Source organism: Campylobacter novaezeelandiae, from assembly GCF_018968685.1.
GTDB lineage: Bacteria > Campylobacterota > Campylobacteria > Campylobacterales > Campylobacteraceae > Campylobacter_D > Campylobacter_D novaezeelandiae.
Genome location: NZ_CP076657.1, coordinates 986,109 through 1,003,527 on the forward strand (window position 1 = coordinate 986,109; position 17,419 = coordinate 1,003,527).

A 17,419-nucleotide genomic window follows, 5' to 3' on the forward strand; every position below is an offset into this window, starting at 1 on the left:
AAAATCTTTAAGAAATTTATTAAAAATTAAAGATATAATATTTATCGTCTAAAATCAACAAGGAGTTAAAATGAAAAAATTGTTAGCAATTTCTGCTTTAGTATGTCTTGGAGTTTCTGCTTATGCAGCTGATGGTGCTACACTTTTTAAAAAATGTGCTGTTTGCCATGGAGCAAAAGCTGATAAAGTTTATTTAGGAAAAGTTCCAGCTCTTGCATCTTTAAGCTATGAAGAGAGAGCACAAGCTTTAAAAGAATATCAAGCAGGAACAAGAAATAAATTTGGTCAAGGTGCTATTATGAAACTTCAATTAAAAGGCTTGAGTGAAGCCGATCTTGAAGCTATTGATAAATATATTGAGACTTTAAAATAATCCAAAATTTTAAGAAAGCTTTTTTTGCTTTCTTAAAGCCTCTTCTTTTCTTTTTTCCAAATTTAACATATCATTTAAAGACTCTTCATCATCATCTAGGGTAATAAATTTATACTCATCATCAAATTGCTTATTTTTTACCGCCCACAAAAAAGCACCAAGAACTATAAAAAAAGTCAATAAAGAAACCCCTATCATCATTATTATTACATTACTCATGATTTAATCCTTAAGGCATTTAATACAACTATTATACTGCTAAAAGACATAGAAAGTGCTGCAATTAATGGATTAATAAGCCCTAAAAAAGCCAAAGGAATGCTCAAAGCATTATAAAATAAAGAAAAGAATAAATTTTGTTTTATAATTTTATAAGTATTTTTAGAAAGTTTTAGAACTTTTATTAAAGAAAATAAATCATTTTTTAACAAAAGAACATCACTGCTTTGAATTGCTAAATCACTTCCTTGTTTTAAAGTGATTGAAACACTGGCATACTTTAATGCCAAAGCATCATTAATGCCATCTCCAATAAACAAAACTCTATATCTTTTATTTAAATTTTCAATGATTTTCATTTTATCTTCTGGCAAGCAAGAAGCTTTATAATCAGCAATCTTAAGCTCTTTAGCAATTTTTTCTACTGCATAATGATTATCTCCGCTTAATATCATCGTTTTAATCTTATGGTTATACAAATAAGCTATAAGCTCTTTAGCTCCTTCTCTTAAAATATTTTCAAATTCAAAAAATGCAAGTATTTTTTTATTTTTAGCAAAAATAAAATGAGTGTTTTTAAAATCTTGAACCTCAATACCATTTTCTCTTAAAAAATAATAATTTCCTCCTAAAAATAAATCATTATCTAAATTTGCCTTTAAACCTTTTGCCTGGATATTAATAAGTTCTTTAAAATCTAAATTTTTATAAATTATGCCCTGTTCTTCAAAAAATTTAGCAATACTTTTTGATACAGGATGATTGGAAAGTTTTATAAAACTATACAATTCTTCTTTATCTATTTTATCATCTAAATAAAAATTGCTAATTTTTAACTCATTATTTGTTAGAGTTCCTGTTTTATCAAAAACAATCATATTAATTTTACTAAGATCTTCAATGGTGCTAGAATGCTTAAAAATAATATGATCTTTTAAAGATCTTCCTAAAGCAACAAGCGCACTAACAGGAGTTGCTAAAGCTAAAGCACAAGGACAAGCTATAATTAAAACTGATATTGCATTTATAAGACTTAATTCTACATTAGAATTCTTAAAGAAAAACCAAAAACAAAAACAAGCAAAAGAAGAAAATAAAATAATAGGTGAAAAATATCCAGAAATTTTAGATACCAAACTTTCGAGTTTAGCTTTTTTTGTACTGGCAAGCTCTAAAAGTTTTATAATAATTGAAAGTTTAGAGTCTTTATAAAGCTTAGTTGCTCTATATTCTATACTACCATCAAGCACTATACAAGCAGAATTTAGCTCATCATTTTCTCTTATTAATAAAGGGGTATTTTCACCATTTAAAGAAGAAGTATCAAGACTTGCTTCTCCTTTAATGCAAACACCATCAATTAGAATTTTATCGCCACTTCTAAGTAAAATAATATCATCAATCTTCACTTCATTGGCTGATTTTGGCTTAAATTCTTTACCATTAAAAACCAAAACTTCATTTTTTAAAAATGCATTTAAACCGTCTATAGTATCTAAAGCTATTTTTTTGCTAAATACTTGAAGATATTTGCCAATAAAAACAAAACAAACAATCATAGCAACAGAATCAAAATAAACTTCGCCTACTCTAGAAAACATAGCCCATAACGAATACAAAAAAGCCAAAGTTGCACCGCTAATTACTAAAGTATCCATATTAACTTTTTTATTTTTAATTGCCCTAAAAGCATTTTGATAAAAGCTCGAACCTGTATAAAAAAGAACAGGAAAACAAAGAATAAACTCAGCAAAATTTAAAATGTCCTTTATATCTTTATCCATTCCTGTAAAAAATCCTGCATATTTTGCTATAGCTATCCACATAATATTCATAACACAAGCAATAGCTACAATGAGCTTAGAATAAAACCCTCTTTTTAATAAATTTGCTTTTTGTTCTGTTTTAGCAGGATCATAAGCGCTTGCTTTATATCCTATGCTTTCTATTAAATTTAAAATATCTTTTAAAGTAATACTATCTTCATCAAAAACAATTCTAGCTTTATGAGCAAAATGATTAATATCAAGTTCTAAAATTCCTTGTTGCTTGATTAAAATTTTTTCATTAAGCCAAATACAAGCAGCACATTCAATTCCATGCAACATAAGATAAATCTCGCTAAATCCTTCTTTGGTTTTATTAATAAACTCATCATAATTTTTAAAGCTATTTTGATTTGCAATAGGATTTAAAGTTTTATCTCCTAATTTTTTATAAAATTCATCCAAGCCATTCTCATGTAAAATTTCATAAACACTTTGACAACCCTTGCAGCAAAAAAAGATATCATTTTTTTTTATCATTTGATTTTCTTTAAAATTTAATCTACAATGTGCACATTTCATAGCTCTTCTTTCATAAATTTAATTTCATTATTATAAGCAAATTTGACAAAAAGTATATTTTTTTATTAAAATCATACTTTACAAAAATTCTTCTTAAAATCTACGAGGGCTTATGGAAAAAGAAAAAAAACAGCATCAAAGAACACATATTCCTGTGGAAGGTTATAAAATTGAAGATCTAAAACTACTTGATCTTGAAAGTCTAGTTAAAATTGCTAATGAATGTGAAATAGAAAATCCACGTGAATTTCGTCGCCAAGAACTTATGTTTGAAATTTTGAAAGCACAAACCAAAAAAGGTGGTTTTATCCTTTTTACTGGTATTTTAGAAATATCTTCTGAGGGTTATGGATTTTTACGTGGAATGGATGGAGATTTAAGCGATAGTGTCAATGATGCTTATGTCTCAAATTCGCAAATTCGCAAATTCGCTCTTCGTGTTGGAGATATAGTTACAGGACAGGTAAGAGAGCCAAAAGATCAAGAAAAATATTATGCTTTATTAAAAATTGAAGCTATAAATTATATGCCTTTACAAGAAGCCAAAGAAAGACCTCTTTTTGATAATCTCACTCCTATTTTTCCAACAGAAAAAATAAAACTAGAATACGATAGTATGAAATTAACAGGGCGTGTTTTAGATCTTTTTACCCCTATAGGAAAAGGACAACGCGGGCTGATAGTAGCACCTCCTAGAACAGGTAAAACAGAGCTTATGAAAGAATTAGCAGCAGCTATTGCTAAAAATCATCCTGATATGCATTTAATTGTTTTACTAGTTGATGAAAGACCTGAAGAAGTAACTGATATGCAAAGATGTGTAAAAGGAGAAGTTTTTAGTTCTACTTTTGATTTACCTGCTTATAATCATGTGCGTGTAGCAGAACTTGTTATAGAAAAAGCTAAAAGAATGGTTGAAATGGGTAAAGATGTGATTATTTTACTTGATAGTATTACAAGACTTGCAAGAGCTTATAATACTGCTACTCCTAGTTCGGGAAAAGTTTTAAGTGGAGGGGTTGATGCTAATGCCCTACACAAACCAAAACGTTTTTTTGGAGCAGCTAGAAATATAGAAAAAGGGGGATCTTTAACTATAGTAGCTACTGCTTTAATTGATACAGGCTCAAGAATGGATGATGTAATTTTTGAAGAATTTAAAGGAACTGGAAATAGCGAAATTGTATTAGATAGAAATATCTCAGATAGAAGAATTTATCCAGCAATTAATATTATAAAATCAGGAACAAGAAAAGAAGAGTTATTACAAAATCCAAGTGATTTGCAAAAAATTTGGGCAATTCGTTCTGCTATTTCGCAAATGGATGATGTTGAAGCTCTTAAATTTTTGTATTCTAAAATGTTAAAAACTAAAAATAATATAGAGCTTTTATCTATAATGAATGAATAATTAAAAGAAAAATAAATTATGAAAAAATATATTTTTTTAATATTTATTACAATACTAAATAGTCTTTTATTGCATTATCTTGCCTTTTTATCTGGCATTAGAATAAATTCTCAAAAATCAATAAAAAAGTATAATTATAATTTTTTATCCTCAAATAAAATACAAAATTTTATTAAAAATAGCTTAAAAAGTCTTACTATAAATCTAATAATAAAACGCACAATTTCAAAAAAGGTTTTATAAAAAGAGAGAAAAAACAATGCTTCAAGCTTTAGCTATTAAATATCGACCAAAAACTTTTGATGAACTCGTGGGACAAAAGACTGTCAGCACAAGTTTAAAATACGCACTTGATAATCAAAGACTTGCTCATGCTTACCTTTTTTCTGGACTTCGAGGAAGTGGAAAAACTTCAAGTGCAAGAATTTTTTCACGCGCCTTAGTATGCGATCAAGGACCAAATTCTAAACCTTGTGGAACCTGCAAACAATGTTTAGCTGCACTTGAAGGAAAGCATATAGATATCATAGAAATGGATGCAGCAAGCAATCGTGGACTAGAAGATATTCAAGCTTTGATTGAACAAACTAAATATACCCCATCAATGGCAAGATTTAAAATTTTTATCATTGATGAAGTTCATATGCTTACTCCTCAAGCTGCAAATGCACTATTAAAGACTTTAGAAGAACCTCCAAATTATATAAAATTTATTTTAGCGACAACCGATCCTTTAAAACTACCTGCAACCGTTCTTTCAAGAACACAGCATTTTCGTTTTAAACAAATTTCTCAAAATGATATTTTTAATCATCTTAAAGAAATTCTTATCAAGGAAAATGTAAATTATGAAGAAGAGGCTTTAAAATTCATAGCAAGAAGCGGTAATGGATCTTTAAGAGATACCTTAACTTTACTTGATCAAGCTATTATTTTTTGTGAAAATAATATCAGCGTTGCTAAAATTACTGATATGTTAGGTCTTTTAGATCCTCTAAAAATAAAAGAATTTTATAATAGCATTTTAAAAAAAGATGAAGAAAGAGTTTTTGAATTTTTAAAAGAGTTTCAAGATTATGAAGCCTCAAATGTTATTGATGAAATGCTTTTTTATCTTAAAGAAAGTTTTTTTTCAAAAAGTACCGAATTTTCTACTTTGATTTATGAAAGATTTTTTAGGATACTCTCGCGTGCCAAAAGTATAACTAGTGATGATGATGGATTTACCCTTTGTGTTATGGCTTTTATGATGATGGAAGCAAGTTATTTAAAAGAAATTGATGAAAAAATCAATGAATTTAAAATTGATAATAAAAAAGAGGAAAATAATTATTTTAAAAATTCTATACAAGAAAATAAAATCTCAATAAAGCAAGACAATAATGACATAAAAAATCCTTATGAAATATTAACTGATCTTATTTATTATAGAGATTATGAACTTGGTGAATGCTTTAAAAAAAATACTAAATTTATAAATTATGAAAATGAAATTTTAACTATCACTTCAAATGCACAAGGAGAATATAGAGATAAGCTTAATAAGGGTTTTAAACTTATACAAGAACTTTTTAAAAGCAAATTTGGAATTAATGCTAAGATTTCTGTACAAAAAGAAATTTTCATAGATGAAAGCAAACTTCAATCTATTACTCAAGATTTATCAAATTCTCAAAATAAAAAAATAGACATTAATTCACAATTTGATGAATTTAAAAAAGATGCTAAAAAATTTGATCCTTTAGAAGATACTAAAAATGCTTTAAAAGATTGTTTTGGCGAACCTAAAATAGAAAACTAATTTCTTGAAACTATTGCTAAGAAACTAAAATTTTATAACTTGTTTATTTATTAAAATATCATTTTCTTCTGTAAAAAAATAAAATTTGAATAACTTAAATTTTATATTTTTATTTTAAATTTAATCAAAACTCCATTATAATAAACCATAATAGAAAATTATTTTATACTTTTTTATAAAGGAATAAAATGCAAAGAAGAGATTTTTTAAATGGAATGGCTTTAAGTATTGTTGCAGGAATGTCTCCTTTGCAATTACTCTATGGAAATGAAGCAAAGATAACAGATTTTACAAAAGAATATTATCCACCTTCTTTACTCGGACTTAGAGGAAGCAATAATGCAAGTTATCAATTTGCGCACATGTTAAGAGATGGAGATAAATTTGATTTTAGTATTATAAAACCTAAAGAAGAATATGATTTAGTAATAGTTGGAGCAGGTATTAGTGGATTAGCGGCAGCATTTTTTTACCAAGAAAAATTTGGAAAAGATAAAAAAATTTTAATACTTGATAATCACGATGATTTTGGTGGTCATGCAAGACGTAATGAATTTAATTTAAAGGATCAAACCATCTTAAGCTATGGAGGAAGCGAAAGCTTTCAATCTCCAAAAGCCTTATACTCTAAAGAAGTTCTTCATTTGCTAAATTCCTTAGGAATTAGCATTGATAAATTAGCTAAAGATTTTGATATAAATTTTTACTCTGATTTAAAACTAAGTAGAGGCGTTTATTTTTCAAAAAGTGAATTTGGTGTAGATAAAATTGTTAGTGGAAACCCAAGAAAAGTTATATGTGATGATATACCAACAGATAAAACAAATGGAAAAAGTGTAGAAGAATTTATTAATGAATTTCCTTTTAATTCTAAAGATAAAAAAGATTTAATTTCTCTTTTTAAAAGTGAAAAAGATTATTTAAAGGGAATGAGTAAAGAAGAAAAAGAAAAATATATCCAAAAAACAAGTTACAAAAAATTCCTAGAAGAAAAAGTAAAACTTTCTAACGAAGCTATCAAATTTTTTGAAGGTATGAGTGATGACTTTTTAGCACTTGGTATTGATGCTATTTCTTGCGAAGATGCAAGAATTTCTTTTTTACCTGGATTTGACAAATTAGGGCTTGATCCTATAGAAGGCGAAGCTTTGGCTGAAATGGAAGAACCTTATATTTATCACTGCGCAGATGGCAATGCTAGTGTTGCAAGATTATTAGTTAAAAGATTGATTCCTAATATTTGCAAAGAAAATGAAAATTTAGATGATATTACTTTAAGTCATTTTGATTATTCACAATTAGATCTTAAACAAAATAAAGTTAAAATTCGTCTTAATAGCACAGTTATTAATGCTGAGAATACAAAAAATGGAGCATTAATAACTTATGTAAAACAAGGTAAAACTTATAGAGTAAAAAGTAAAAAAGTAGTTATGGCAAATTACAATAGTATGATTCCTTATATAATCCCTACTTTACCAAAAGAACAAAAAGAAGCGTTGAGCAAGAATGTTAAAACTTCTCTTTTACATACTAAAGTAATTATTAAAAATTGGGAGCCATTTATAAAACTTGGAGTTCATGAAATTTATTCTCCTAGAATGCCTTATGCAAGAACTAAACTTGACTATCCTGTTGATATTGGAAACTATCATCACCCAAGAGATCCTAAAAAACCAATATGTGTTCACATGGTATGTTCTCCTTTAGTCTTTGCTAACATACAAGGAATAGATCTTGAAGGAATGGATGCACGTGATAGAGCAAGAATTGGTAGAAATTTATTAATCACAATGAGCTTTGAAGAGCATGAAAAAATAATACGCGATCAACTTCAAGGTATGCTAGGTAGTGCAGGATTTGATCATCAAAAAGATATTGAAGCTATTATAGTAAATAGATGGGGACATTGTTATTCATATACAGAAAATAGCCTTTATGATGATCCCAAAGAAGCAGAAGAGACCATAAAAACAGCTAGAAAACCTTTTAAAAATATCGTAATAGCCAACTCTGATTCTGATTGGCAAGCCTATATGCACGCTGCTATAGATCAAGCTTATCGTGCCATAAGCGAATTATAATTTAGCTTCTTGTAAAGCTAAATTTTTTAATCTTAGAGAATTTAAAACAACAGCTATGGAGCTAAAACACATAGCAAGAGCTGCAAGGTGAGGATTTAAAGTAATAAAAGGAACAAAGCCAGCAGCTATAGGAATGCAAAGTGTATTATAAAAAAATGCCCAAAAAAGATTAAGTTTTATTATGCTTCTAGTTTTATACGAAATTTTAAAACAAAGATCAATTAATCTTAAATCATCTTTTATCAAAATAAAATCTCCTGATTCTTTTGCTAAATCATTTGCTTTAGCAAAGCTAATACCAACATTTGCTAAATTTAAAGATGGGGCATCATTTATACCATCTCCAACAAAAATTATAGAATTTTTCTTTTGTCTTTCTTGTATAAAATTAAGCTTTTCATGAGGTTTTAAATTTGCATAAAATTCATCAATATTAAGCTCTTTTGCAATTTGTCTAACGCTTTTTTCATTATCCCCGCTTAAAATAACACTATGAATTTTTCTCTGCTTTAAGGATAAAATAAGATCTTTTACTTCTTGTTTTAAGGCATTACTTAAACACACTCCGCCCAAACATTCTTTATCTTTGGAAAAATATACATGTACAGGTGCTTTATCTAAAAATTTTTTAAAAAATTCCTTAGTTTTAGACGTATCAATACCCTTCTCTTTTAAAAAATTTTCATTTCCAGCAAGATAAGTGACACCTTGTTCTTTGTATTCTAAACCTTTTCCAATATACATTTTAACCTCACCCTTTAAAGAATGAAAATCTAAATTTAAGTCTTTAAAAATAGCTTTTGCTATAGGATGGGAACTAAAGCTTTCTATTTGAGCAAGAAATTTAAAATTTTCCTCACTTAAATTATGTTTATAAATTTTAAGTTCGTTTTGAGTTAAAGTGCCTGTTTTATCAAAAATTACTTCTTTAATTTGATTTAAATTTTCTAAAGCGCTGGGATTTTTAACCAAAATTGATCTTTTTGCTGCACTTGCTAAAGCTACCACTATAGCAATTGGCGTTGCAAGTCCTAAGGCACAAGGACAAGAAATCAAAATAACAGCACAAGCATATAAAAAAGCTTCATTAAAGCCGGATTTTAAACTCCAAAAAATAAAAACAATACTTGCAATAATTATAATAAAACCTACAAAATAAGCTGAAATTTTATCCACCAAAGTTGTAATAGGTGTTTTGATATTGCCCGCTTTAAAAATAAGATCTTTAATTTGCTCTAAAGTGCTATCCATAGATTTTTTACTTACCTTAATCTTTAAAAAACCATTTAAAACTATACTTCCTGCACTAACTTCACTATCTTTTTGTTTTAAAACTGGTAAAAATTCTCCTGTTAAAAAACTTGTATCAAGTTCAGCCTTACCTTCTATAACAATACCATCAGCAACTATACTCTCACCTTCTTTTACTATAAGAATATCATTTACTTTAACAAAAGAACTTGGAATTTCTTTAAATTCATTATTCACTAAAATATTAGCTTTTTTTGTGTTGAGATTATTTATTTTTTTTTGATAATCTTGAGCTTTAAATTTTGCATATTCTTCTAAAAGTTTTCCAAATAAAACAAAGCTTATAATCATACTTGCACCGCTAAAATATAAATGCTCATCTTTTTCAAAAACCTTAAAATAGACAAGCAAAGAATACACAAAAGCCATAAAAGAACCCAAAGCTACCAAAGTATTCATATCCAAATTTTTATATTTTAATCCCTTAATAGCATTAATAAAAAAACTTCTCCCGCAATAAAAAATAGCAAAAATACTAAATAATAATTGCATATCTTTAGAAAAAGAATTTTTTACAAACATTTCAAAATACATAATTAAAGTGCTCAAAATCACACTTAAAAATAAATTAAGTTTCATTTTAGAAAACTGTTTGAGTTTATATTTTTCTAAATCTTGTCCCTCATCTAAAATTTCATAACCTAAATTTTTAATTTTTTTAAAAAGATCACTTTTTACTTTATCATCTTCAAGTAAAAAAACACCGCTTGAATTTACATAAGAGATGCTTGCATCTTTAACACCTTCAATTTTTTTGCTTATTTTTTCAATAGAATTAGCACAATTAACGCAAGTCATTTTTCCTATTTTAATTTTTAATTCTTGCATCAAAGCTCCTCTAAAACTTCAAAGCCCAAATCACTCATTTCTTTTTTAAAATCTTCTAATTTTTCTTGAGTAATATTAATTTCAACAGTTCTTGGCATAACGTTTAAATCAACCTCTATTTTTCCAAATTCATCTTCTAAAGAATTTTTAATCAGGTTTGCACAATTTTGACAATTAATATTAGCAACTTTAAATTTCATTTTGACTCCTTAATGGCTGTATAGTAATATGACCTATTTTAAATTTTTCTAAAAGAATTTGAGATACTTTCTTATATAAATCTTCAAATTCATCTAAATTGGTTATAGAAAGTTTTAAATGCATAAAAGCAACAAACATTTCATTTGTAATTTCTATTATATGTAAATCTACAACTTCTAAAATTTCATTATGCTCTAATAAAGTTGATTCAACATCTTTTATATCTACAGGAGAGCTTTCAAGTAAAATATTAATACTTTGTTTCAATAAAAAAATAGACCATTTTAAAAGCAATAAAGATAAAATTATGGCTAAAATCGTATCAATATAAACAATACCCGTAAAATAAACTATAACTCCACCTATTACAACACACAAAGAGCCAAACAAGTCACTTAACATATGTAAAAAAGCTGATTTCATATTAATATTATTTAAATTTGCATATTTAAACATCATAAAACCATTGATTGCATTAACCAAAAGTCCTGCAAATGCTACTATCATCATAGTTTTTGCATCAATTTCTACAGGATTTAAAAGTTTATTAATAGCTTCATATATAATAAAAACCGCTGAAACAATAATACTTAAAGCATTGATAAAAGCTACTAAAATTTCAAGTCTAAAATATCCAAATGTTTTTTGTTTATTTTTAAAATTTTGAACAGCAATAATAGCTACATAGCTAAGAAATAAAGCAAAAACATCAGAAAACATATGCAAAGTATCACTCAAAAGAGCTAAAGAATTTGAAAGCAATGAATAAACAAACTGCACAATCATCATAGAACTTGTCATAAGTAAAGAAACTATTAGAATTTTTTTATCTGTAGTTCTTGCATCAAAATGAGAATGATTGTGCTCGTGAGTATGATCATGAGCGTGAGAACAAAAATTCGTTTTTAACAGTGGTTTATGTAAAAGATATTCTTTCATTTTTCTCCTTATTTTTCCATATAATTATAAATATGACCGTACAAAGTCTTTGTTTTTATGGTTTTAAAACCTATTTTTTTATAAAGATTTTGTGCATTTTGATTATATTCTTCAACAATTAAAGAAAGTTTCTTATTTTTTTCTAAAGCTTTTTTGTAAGCATACTCTATAAGTTCTTTGGCTATGCCTCTACCTCTTGCTTTTTCCTCTACGCTTATACTATCAAGATAAAATTCATTCTCGCATTCTTTTAAAACTTTTTTATTTAAAGAGTTTAAATTCTCATTTAAAGGTTTATCAAGTTCATCAGCCAAAGCTCCATCATAACAACAAAGTGCTGCTAAAATTTTCTGATTTTGTTCATATACATAAATATTGTTATAACTTAAACGATTATTTTCTTGCTTATAAAATTTACAAAGAACATCAATAGCTTCATTATAAGCATTACAACCACTTAAATGATATATCATATCATCCATAGCTTTTGCTAGTAAAGTTATAACTTCTTTTGCCTCTTCTTTTTTAGCCTTACGAATCATTCTTAACCTTTTAAAAACAAATTTAGAGATATTAGTTTATACTTTTATCTTTAAAAAAATATAAGAAAGCGAGAATTATGGGACGAGCATTTGAATACCGCAGAGCTTCAAAAGAAGCAAGATGGGATAAAATGAGTAAACTTTTTCCTAAATTGGCAAAAGCTATACAGGTTGCTGCAAAAGAAGGTGGAGCTGATCCTGATATGAATCCTAAATTAAGAAGTGCTATTGCCACAGCAAAAGCTAATAATATGCCAAAAGATAATATTGATGCAGCTATTAAAAGGGCAAGTGGTAAAGATAGTGCAGATATTAAAAATATTCATTACGAAGGTAAAGCTCCACATGGAGCCTTAGTAATAGTTGAATGTATGAGTGATAATCCTACTAGAACAGTTGCAAATGTTAAAGCAATTTTTAGTAAAAATGGAGGAGAAATTTTACAAAATGGTTCTTTGGGGTTTATGTTTTCTAGAAAAGCAGTGTTTCATCTTGAAAAATTTAATGGAGATTTAGAAGAACTTGAACTTGATTTAATAGATTCTGGACTTGAAGAACTTGAACAAAATGATGAAGAATTGGTAATCAGTGGAGATTATACTGCTTTTGGAGAATTAAGTGCTGCTATAGAAACTAAAGGATTAAGCCTTAAAAAAGCTGGACTTGAATATATTCCAAATAATCCTGTAACTTTTAACGAAGAACAGCTTTTGGACATAGAAAAACTTCTTGATAAGCTTGATGATGATGATGATGTGCAAGCTGTTTATACAAATATAGAATAAGGAATCAAAATGCTTAAAACAATAGATACAAGTAAAGTAGATGAATATAAAATTGCTCTTATAGAAACCGAAAAAGGAACAATGAAACTTAAACTTTTTGGTGACGAAGCACCTCAAACGGTTTGTAATTTTGCAAATTTGGCTAATGAAAATTTTTATAAAGACTTAACCTTTCATCGTGTAATACCAAATTTTGTTATACAAGGAGGTTGCCCTCATGGAACAGGTACAGGCGGACCTGGATATGAGATCATTTGTGAATGCGATGATCAAAGTCATAAACACGAAAGAGGAAGTTTGTCTATGGCACATGCAGGGCGTGATACAGGTGGATCGCAGTTTTTTATTTGTCACAGCTCACAACCTCATTTAGATGGAGTTCATACCGTCTTTGGGCAAATAGATAAAAACGATAAAGAAAGCTTAAAAGTTTTAGACTCTATCAAACAAGGAGATAAAATTATAAATATTAAAATTTTAAAGGAAATTGATTAACTTATCTTTGCTTAAAAAGCAAAGATAAAAATTTATTATAATAATTTTGCTATATTGAGCCCTATTAAAGCTACTATATAAGCGCTTATACAAGTAAAAAGAAATAAATAAATTGTATATTTTGTTTTTCCACTTTCTTTTGAAAATACTATAGTTGCAGCAAAACAAGGATTATAAATCATTACAAATAAAATAAAAGCTACAGCACTTGGAAAAGACACACTTTTAGAAATAATACTTCTTAAATCCTGACTGTTTTCATCAATATCATCACCCAATGAGTAAAGCACCCCCATAGTAGAAATCATAGTCTCTTTAGCAGCCAAACCACTAATCAAAGCAACGCTTAATCTCCAATCAAAATCCAAAGGAGTAAAAACTGGCTCTACTATTTTACCAAATTGACCAAGATAGCTTTGCTCAACAACTGTCTTATTTATATTTTCATCTAAATTTTGAACTTCTCCTCTTGGGAAATTGCTAGCAAACCATATAAATAAAGATGCTAAAAGTATAAAAGTTCCTGCTTTTTTAAGATAAGCTTTTGCCTTATTTATAACCATAAATGCAACTAAGCTCCAATTTGGCATACGATACTTTGGAACTTCCATAACAAAAGGCTCATTCAATCCTTTAAAAGCTGTAATTCTTAAAAGTTTTGCCGCAAAAAGGCCTAAAATAGCTCCTAAAATATAAATTCCAAATAAATAATTTCCAGCCTTATCACTTGAGAAAAAGGCTCCTATAAATAAAACATATACAGGTAAACGCGCCCCGCAACTCATAAAATTAATAACAAAAAGAGTTAAAAGTCTATCCTTTTTATTTTTTAATGTTCTAGTTGCCATAAAAGCAGGCACAGAACAACCAAAACCTGTAATAAGTGGAATAAAACTTTTCCCGTGTAAACCAAATTTATATAAAATACCATCAAGCAAAAAAGCAACTCTAGCCATATAACCTGTTGTTTCTAAAAGAGCGATTCCTAAAAATAAAATAATAATATTAGGTAAAAATAATACAACAGCCCCTACTCCATTTATGACTCCATCACTTAGCGCTGAGGCAAGCAAAGGATTGGGTATATGTTCTTTACAAAATTCGCCTAAAATTCCAAAACCTTCTTCAATATAATCCATTGGAATTTGACCCAAAGTAAATGTTAATTGAAACAAAAGCCACATTAAAAATAAAAATATAGGCAATCCAAAAAAATGATGAATTAAAATTTTATCTATTTTTTTACTCAAAGGACTAAAATTTGAAGATTTTATTATAACTTGAGAATATGTATTACTTGCATATTGTATTAAATTTTCTTTTTGTATGCCATTTTGACAAAAATTAGAATAAAAATCGCTCTTAACTCTAAATTTACTCTCATAAAGCAATACAACTTTTTCAAGCAAAAGATCTAAATTTTCTTTAGTTTTAGCACTTACTTGTAAAACTGGAGTTTTAAACAATAAATTAAGCTTTTTAATATCGATCTCAATGCCTTCTTTTTTAGCTTCATCATACATATTTAATGCAAGAAGCATTTTTTTGTTTAACAATAAAAGTTCAGAACTTAAGATAAGATTTCTTTCTAAATTTGTAGCATCTAAAACATTTATTATAATATCATATTGTTCATGATCTAAAAAATAGCGTGTAATTTTTTCCTCTTCACTATAACCATCAAGCGCATAAGTACCTGGCAAATCTATGATTTCAATTTCATAATCTTTATAAAAAGTTTTTGCACTCGCTTTTTCTATAGTAACCCCACTAAAATTGGCTACTTTCATATTAGCTTTACAAAGCTTATTAATAAGCAAACTTTTTCCAACATTTGGCTGTCCTACTAAAGCAACTTTTATCTTTTTCATACTAGTTGCACCTCTATTGTTTCAGCCTCGCTAGAACGCAAAATCACACAAGTTGTTTCAAGTTCTATCATAATAGTAGCATTTTTCAAAGAAGAACGTATTTTTGTAAGAGCCTTATTTTTTATAAATCCAAAACTTAAAAGCCTATTTGCAAGTTCTTTATTGGCATTAATATCTTTAATAATAGCTTTTTGCCCATCTTCTAACTCGTTAAGATTCATAACAATTTCCTAGATAAATGATAATTAGTATCAATACTATAATAATAATACTTTAAAGAAAATTAAATTTCTAAAATTATTTCATTATAAAAATTTAATTATTTAAAAATATAAAATAAATTTTTAAATAAAAAATTATAAAAGTTGAATATTTTTTAAATATTTAATAAGAATTTTATTTTATGAAATCGCTAAGATCTTTATTGGTTTATTTTTAGACTTAAAAGTTAAATAAAATTATTTATCTAAATTAGTATTTTTTCTTTACATTCTTTTATATATTTTTTAAGATTATCTTCTTTTATAAGAGCCTCTCTCATACAAATACCGGCTATATTTAAATTCTTAAAATTAAAAATATTATCTAAATTAATACCTCCTATAGCATAAAGAGGAATTTTACTAAATTCAAGCAAGTCTTTTAAAAATTCTAAACCCCTAGGAGCAAGATCTACTTTGCAAGAACTTCTAAAAATATGCCCTACAAAAGCATAATTTACTTTAAAATTCATAGCTTCTAAAAGCTCTTCTTTACTATGAACAGAAGTTCCTAAAATATGAAAATATCTAACAATTTTTGGATCTTTTCTTAATAAACTAAGCGGAGCATGAAAATATTTATGTCCTAATTTTAAACATTCTCTATCAAAAAAATGCAAAAAACAAGTAACTTTTTCTTTAGCACAAATAGCTAAAACTTCTTTGGCTAAATCATAATATTCAAATTCACTAAGATCCTTTTCTCTTAAAACTATAGCATCAACTTTAGCTTTTGCAAGCCTCTCTATATATTTTAAAAAATCACCTTCAACACATTTTCTATCACTTATAGCAATAATTTTTTTATCCCACATAGATACTATCACTCATTACAGCCTGTAAATTTGAATTTTTAAGCATAGTTAAAATTTCATCTATACTTCTTTTATCCGAAATTTCAAATTGTTCATCTCCTTTTTTATTGCCTTGATGTTCTCCTATCCCTACACTCACCCCAGCACTCATCTTATTGACTCCAAATTTCACCACCTCATCTCTAAAGCCTTTTCTTTCTCGGCTTGAAATAACAATTGTTGCATAAGGTAAAAAAATTCTATAAGCACAAAGAACTTGAAAAAGTCTTTTTTCACTCACATCTTTAGAACTAATTTTAGCATTATTAATTATAGGTCTTAAACGTGGAATTGAAATAGAAATTTCAGCGTGTGGATAAGCTTGTTGTAAAAAATGTGCATGAAGAGCTGTAGCTAAAGCATCTTTTCTAAAATCATCAATCCCTAAAAGCGCTCCAAAAGCAACCCCTCTCATACCTGCCCTTAAAGCTCTTTCTTGTGCGTTAAAACGATAGGAAAAAATGCGTTTTTCGCCATCTAAATGAATTTTAGAATATTTTAAAGGATTATACGTTTCTTGAAAAATAGTTACATAATCACAACCATTTTCATGTAAAATTTTATATTCATCCTCATTTAAAGCATAAATTTCAACCCCTACAACCTTAAAATATTCTCTAGCTATTCTACAAGCACTAGCAATATACTCAACACTTGCATATTCACGCCCTTCGCCGGTTAATATTAAAATTTCTTGCAAACCACTCTTAGCAATTGCTTGCATTTCTTTATGAATTTCATCTTCATTAAGTTTAGCTCTTGTGATTTTATTTCCTTTTTGAAAACCACAATAAACACATTTAGAATTGCAATAATTTGACAAATAAAGCGGAGTAAAAAGAAAAATAGAATTTCCAAAATATTTTTTCTTTAATTTGGCAGATTTTAAAGCAAGTTCTTCTATAAAATTTTCTGCCGCACTTGAAAGCAGAGCCTTTAAATTTTCTATGTTTAAATGTGTGGAATTTAAAGTATTTTCAACATCTTTAGCACTATATCTACTCTCATCATAATTTTGAACTTGAGCTAAAACTTTGTCTAAAATTTCGCTTTTTATTTCCTGCATATGAGGCATATACTCCATACAATCTTGCATT

At 27.5% G+C, this 17,419-nt stretch carries 16 protein-coding genes; 6 read left to right on the plus strand and 10 right to left on the minus strand.

Features of this window, described 5'->3' with window-relative positions:
* The first annotated feature begins 70 nt into the window (after positions 1 to 70).
* Positions 71 to 373: a c-type cytochrome gene (locus CNZW441b_RS05090; protein ID WP_131162912.1), complete on the plus strand. Its 303-nt coding sequence runs from the start codon at positions 71 to 73 to the stop codon at positions 371 to 373.
* Between the two features lie 9 nt (positions 374 to 382).
* Here CNZW441b_RS05090 and ccoS read toward each other — a convergent pair whose 3' ends face one another.
* Both ccoS and CNZW441b_RS05100 read right to left on the minus strand, forming a co-directional pair.
* Positions 383 to 592, minus strand: coding sequence for a cbb3-type cytochrome oxidase assembly protein CcoS (ccoS, locus tag CNZW441b_RS05095; RefSeq protein WP_131186621.1), 210 nt, complete (start codon positions 590 to 592; stop codon positions 383 to 385).
* Complete coding sequence (locus CNZW441b_RS05100) at positions 589 to 2,940, minus strand: heavy metal translocating P-type ATPase (RefSeq protein WP_216681269.1); 2,352 nt, start codon at positions 2,938 to 2,940, stop codon at positions 589 to 591. The genes ccoS and CNZW441b_RS05100 overlap by 4 nt, the downstream gene beginning before the upstream one ends.
* A 112-nt stretch (positions 2,941 to 3,052) precedes the next feature.
* Between CNZW441b_RS05100 and rho the strand changes: the two genes are divergently transcribed.
* The 3 genes from rho (at position 3,053) to CNZW441b_RS05115 (ending at position 8,236) form a co-directional block, all read left to right on the plus strand.
* Complete coding sequence (gene rho, locus CNZW441b_RS05105; RefSeq protein WP_131162915.1) at positions 3,053 to 4,351, plus strand: transcription termination factor Rho; 1,299 nt, start codon at positions 3,053 to 3,055, stop codon at positions 4,349 to 4,351.
* 259 nt (positions 4,352 to 4,610) lie between these two features.
* Positions 4,611 to 6,152, plus strand: coding sequence for a DNA polymerase III subunit gamma/tau (locus CNZW441b_RS05110; RefSeq protein ID WP_216681270.1), 1,542 nt, complete (start codon positions 4,611 to 4,613; stop codon positions 6,150 to 6,152).
* A gap of 188 nt (positions 6,153 to 6,340) precedes the next feature.
* The gene (locus CNZW441b_RS05115; RefSeq protein WP_216681271.1) at positions 6,341 to 8,236 is read left to right on the plus strand and encodes an NAD(P)/FAD-dependent oxidoreductase; all 1,896 of its coding nucleotides are present in this window, start codon (positions 6,341 to 6,343) and stop codon (positions 8,234 to 8,236) included.
* On the opposite strand, the gene CNZW441b_RS05120 is transcribed toward CNZW441b_RS05115, so the two are convergent.
* From CNZW441b_RS05120 to CNZW441b_RS05135, 4 genes are read right to left on the minus strand one after another with little or no spacing between them, the layout of a single operon-like run.
* Positions 8,231 to 10,375, minus strand: a complete 2,145-nt coding sequence (locus CNZW441b_RS05120) for a heavy metal translocating P-type ATPase (protein ID WP_131165826.1) — start codon at positions 10,373 to 10,375, stop codon at positions 8,231 to 8,233. The two genes, CNZW441b_RS05115 and CNZW441b_RS05120, sit on opposite strands and share 6 nt — an antisense overlap.
* Positions 10,375 to 10,575 carry a heavy-metal-associated domain-containing protein gene (locus CNZW441b_RS05125; RefSeq protein ID WP_131162919.1) on the minus strand — a complete coding sequence of 67 codons (201 nt, stop codon included), beginning with the start codon at positions 10,573 to 10,575 and terminating at the stop codon, positions 10,375 to 10,377. Before CNZW441b_RS05125 ends, CNZW441b_RS05120 begins: the two co-directional genes overlap by 1 nt.
* Positions 10,565 to 11,515 (minus strand): cation diffusion facilitator family transporter, encoded by a 951-nt coding sequence (locus CNZW441b_RS05130; protein ID WP_131162920.1) that lies wholly within the window; start codon positions 11,513 to 11,515, stop codon positions 10,565 to 10,567. The genes CNZW441b_RS05125 and CNZW441b_RS05130 overlap by 11 nt, the downstream gene beginning before the upstream one ends.
* A gap of 8 nt (positions 11,516 to 11,523) precedes the next feature.
* Positions 11,524 to 12,057, minus strand: a complete 534-nt coding sequence (locus tag CNZW441b_RS05135) for a GNAT family N-acetyltransferase (protein WP_131162921.1) — start codon at positions 12,055 to 12,057, stop codon at positions 11,524 to 11,526.
* A 77-nt stretch (positions 12,058 to 12,134) separates the two neighbouring features.
* Between CNZW441b_RS05135 and CNZW441b_RS05140 the strand changes: the two genes are divergently transcribed.
* Positions 12,135 to 12,842 carry a YebC/PmpR family DNA-binding transcriptional regulator gene (locus CNZW441b_RS05140; RefSeq protein WP_131162922.1) on the plus strand — a complete coding sequence of 236 codons (708 nt, stop codon included), beginning with the start codon at positions 12,135 to 12,137 and terminating at the stop codon, positions 12,840 to 12,842.
* A 9-nt stretch (positions 12,843 to 12,851) separates the two neighbouring features.
* Positions 12,852 to 13,337, plus strand: coding sequence for a peptidylprolyl isomerase (locus CNZW441b_RS05145; RefSeq protein WP_131162923.1), 486 nt, complete (start codon positions 12,852 to 12,854; stop codon positions 13,335 to 13,337).
* 35 nt (positions 13,338 to 13,372) lie between these two features.
* On the opposite strand, the gene feoB is transcribed toward CNZW441b_RS05145, so the two are convergent.
* From feoB to thiH, 4 genes are all read right to left on the minus strand, one after another.
* Entirely contained in the window at positions 13,373 to 15,208 is a 1,836-nt protein-coding gene (gene feoB / locus CNZW441b_RS05150; protein WP_131165827.1) for a ferrous iron transport protein B, read from the minus strand.
* Positions 15,205 to 15,429 (minus strand): FeoA family protein, encoded by a 225-nt coding sequence (locus CNZW441b_RS05155; protein ID WP_131162925.1) that lies wholly within the window; start codon positions 15,427 to 15,429, stop codon positions 15,205 to 15,207. Before CNZW441b_RS05155 ends, feoB begins: the two co-directional genes overlap by 4 nt.
* A gap of 245 nt (positions 15,430 to 15,674) precedes the next feature.
* A complete protein-coding gene (locus CNZW441b_RS05160) occupies positions 15,675 to 16,283 on the minus strand; it encodes a thiamine phosphate synthase (RefSeq protein ID WP_131165852.1) in 609 nt (202 codons plus the stop codon).
* Positions 16,273 to 17,418 (minus strand): 2-iminoacetate synthase ThiH, encoded by a 1,146-nt coding sequence (thiH, locus tag CNZW441b_RS05165; protein WP_131165828.1) that lies wholly within the window; start codon positions 17,416 to 17,418, stop codon positions 16,273 to 16,275. The genes CNZW441b_RS05160 and thiH overlap by 11 nt, the downstream gene beginning before the upstream one ends.
* Between the last annotated feature and the right edge of the window lies 1 nt (position 17,419).

Coding starts and splice junctions, on each gene's coding strand:
- CNZW441b_RS05090 (WP_131162912.1), top strand. CDS start 71: ATGAAAAAATTGTTAGCAATTTCTGCTTTAGTATGTCTTGGAGTTTCT.
- ccoS (WP_131186621.1), bottom strand. CDS start 592: ATGAGTAATGTAATAATAATGATGATAGGGGTTTCTTTATTGACTTTT.
- CNZW441b_RS05100 (WP_216681269.1), bottom strand. CDS start 2,940: ATGAAATGTGCACATTGTAGATTAAATTTTAAAGAAAATCAAATGATA.
- rho (WP_131162915.1), top strand. CDS start 3,053: ATGGAAAAAGAAAAAAAACAGCATCAAAGAACACATATTCCTGTGGAA.
- CNZW441b_RS05110 (WP_216681270.1), top strand. CDS start 4,611: ATGCTTCAAGCTTTAGCTATTAAATATCGACCAAAAACTTTTGATGAA.
- CNZW441b_RS05115 (WP_216681271.1), top strand. CDS start 6,341: ATGCAAAGAAGAGATTTTTTAAATGGAATGGCTTTAAGTATTGTTGCA.
- CNZW441b_RS05120 (WP_131165826.1), bottom strand. CDS start 10,375: ATGCAAGAATTAAAAATTAAAATAGGAAAAATGACTTGCGTTAATTGT.
- CNZW441b_RS05125 (WP_131162919.1), bottom strand. CDS start 10,575: ATGAAATTTAAAGTTGCTAATATTAATTGTCAAAATTGTGCAAACCTG.
- CNZW441b_RS05130 (WP_131162920.1), bottom strand. CDS start 11,515: ATGAAAGAATATCTTTTACATAAACCACTGTTAAAAACGAATTTTTGT.
- CNZW441b_RS05135 (WP_131162921.1), bottom strand. CDS start 12,057: ATGATTCGTAAGGCTAAAAAAGAAGAGGCAAAAGAAGTTATAACTTTA.
- CNZW441b_RS05140 (WP_131162922.1), top strand. CDS start 12,135: ATGGGACGAGCATTTGAATACCGCAGAGCTTCAAAAGAAGCAAGATGG.
- CNZW441b_RS05145 (WP_131162923.1), top strand. CDS start 12,852: ATGCTTAAAACAATAGATACAAGTAAAGTAGATGAATATAAAATTGCT.
- feoB (WP_131165827.1), bottom strand. CDS start 15,208: ATGAAAAAGATAAAAGTTGCTTTAGTAGGACAGCCAAATGTTGGAAAA.
- CNZW441b_RS05155 (WP_131162925.1), bottom strand. CDS start 15,429: ATGAATCTTAACGAGTTAGAAGATGGGCAAAAAGCTATTATTAAAGAT.
- CNZW441b_RS05160 (WP_131165852.1), bottom strand. CDS start 16,283: ATGTGGGATAAAAAAATTATTGCTATAAGTGATAGAAAATGTGTTGAA.
- thiH (WP_131165828.1), bottom strand. CDS start 17,418: ATGCAAGATTGTATGGAGTATATGCCTCATATGCAGGAAATAAAAAGC.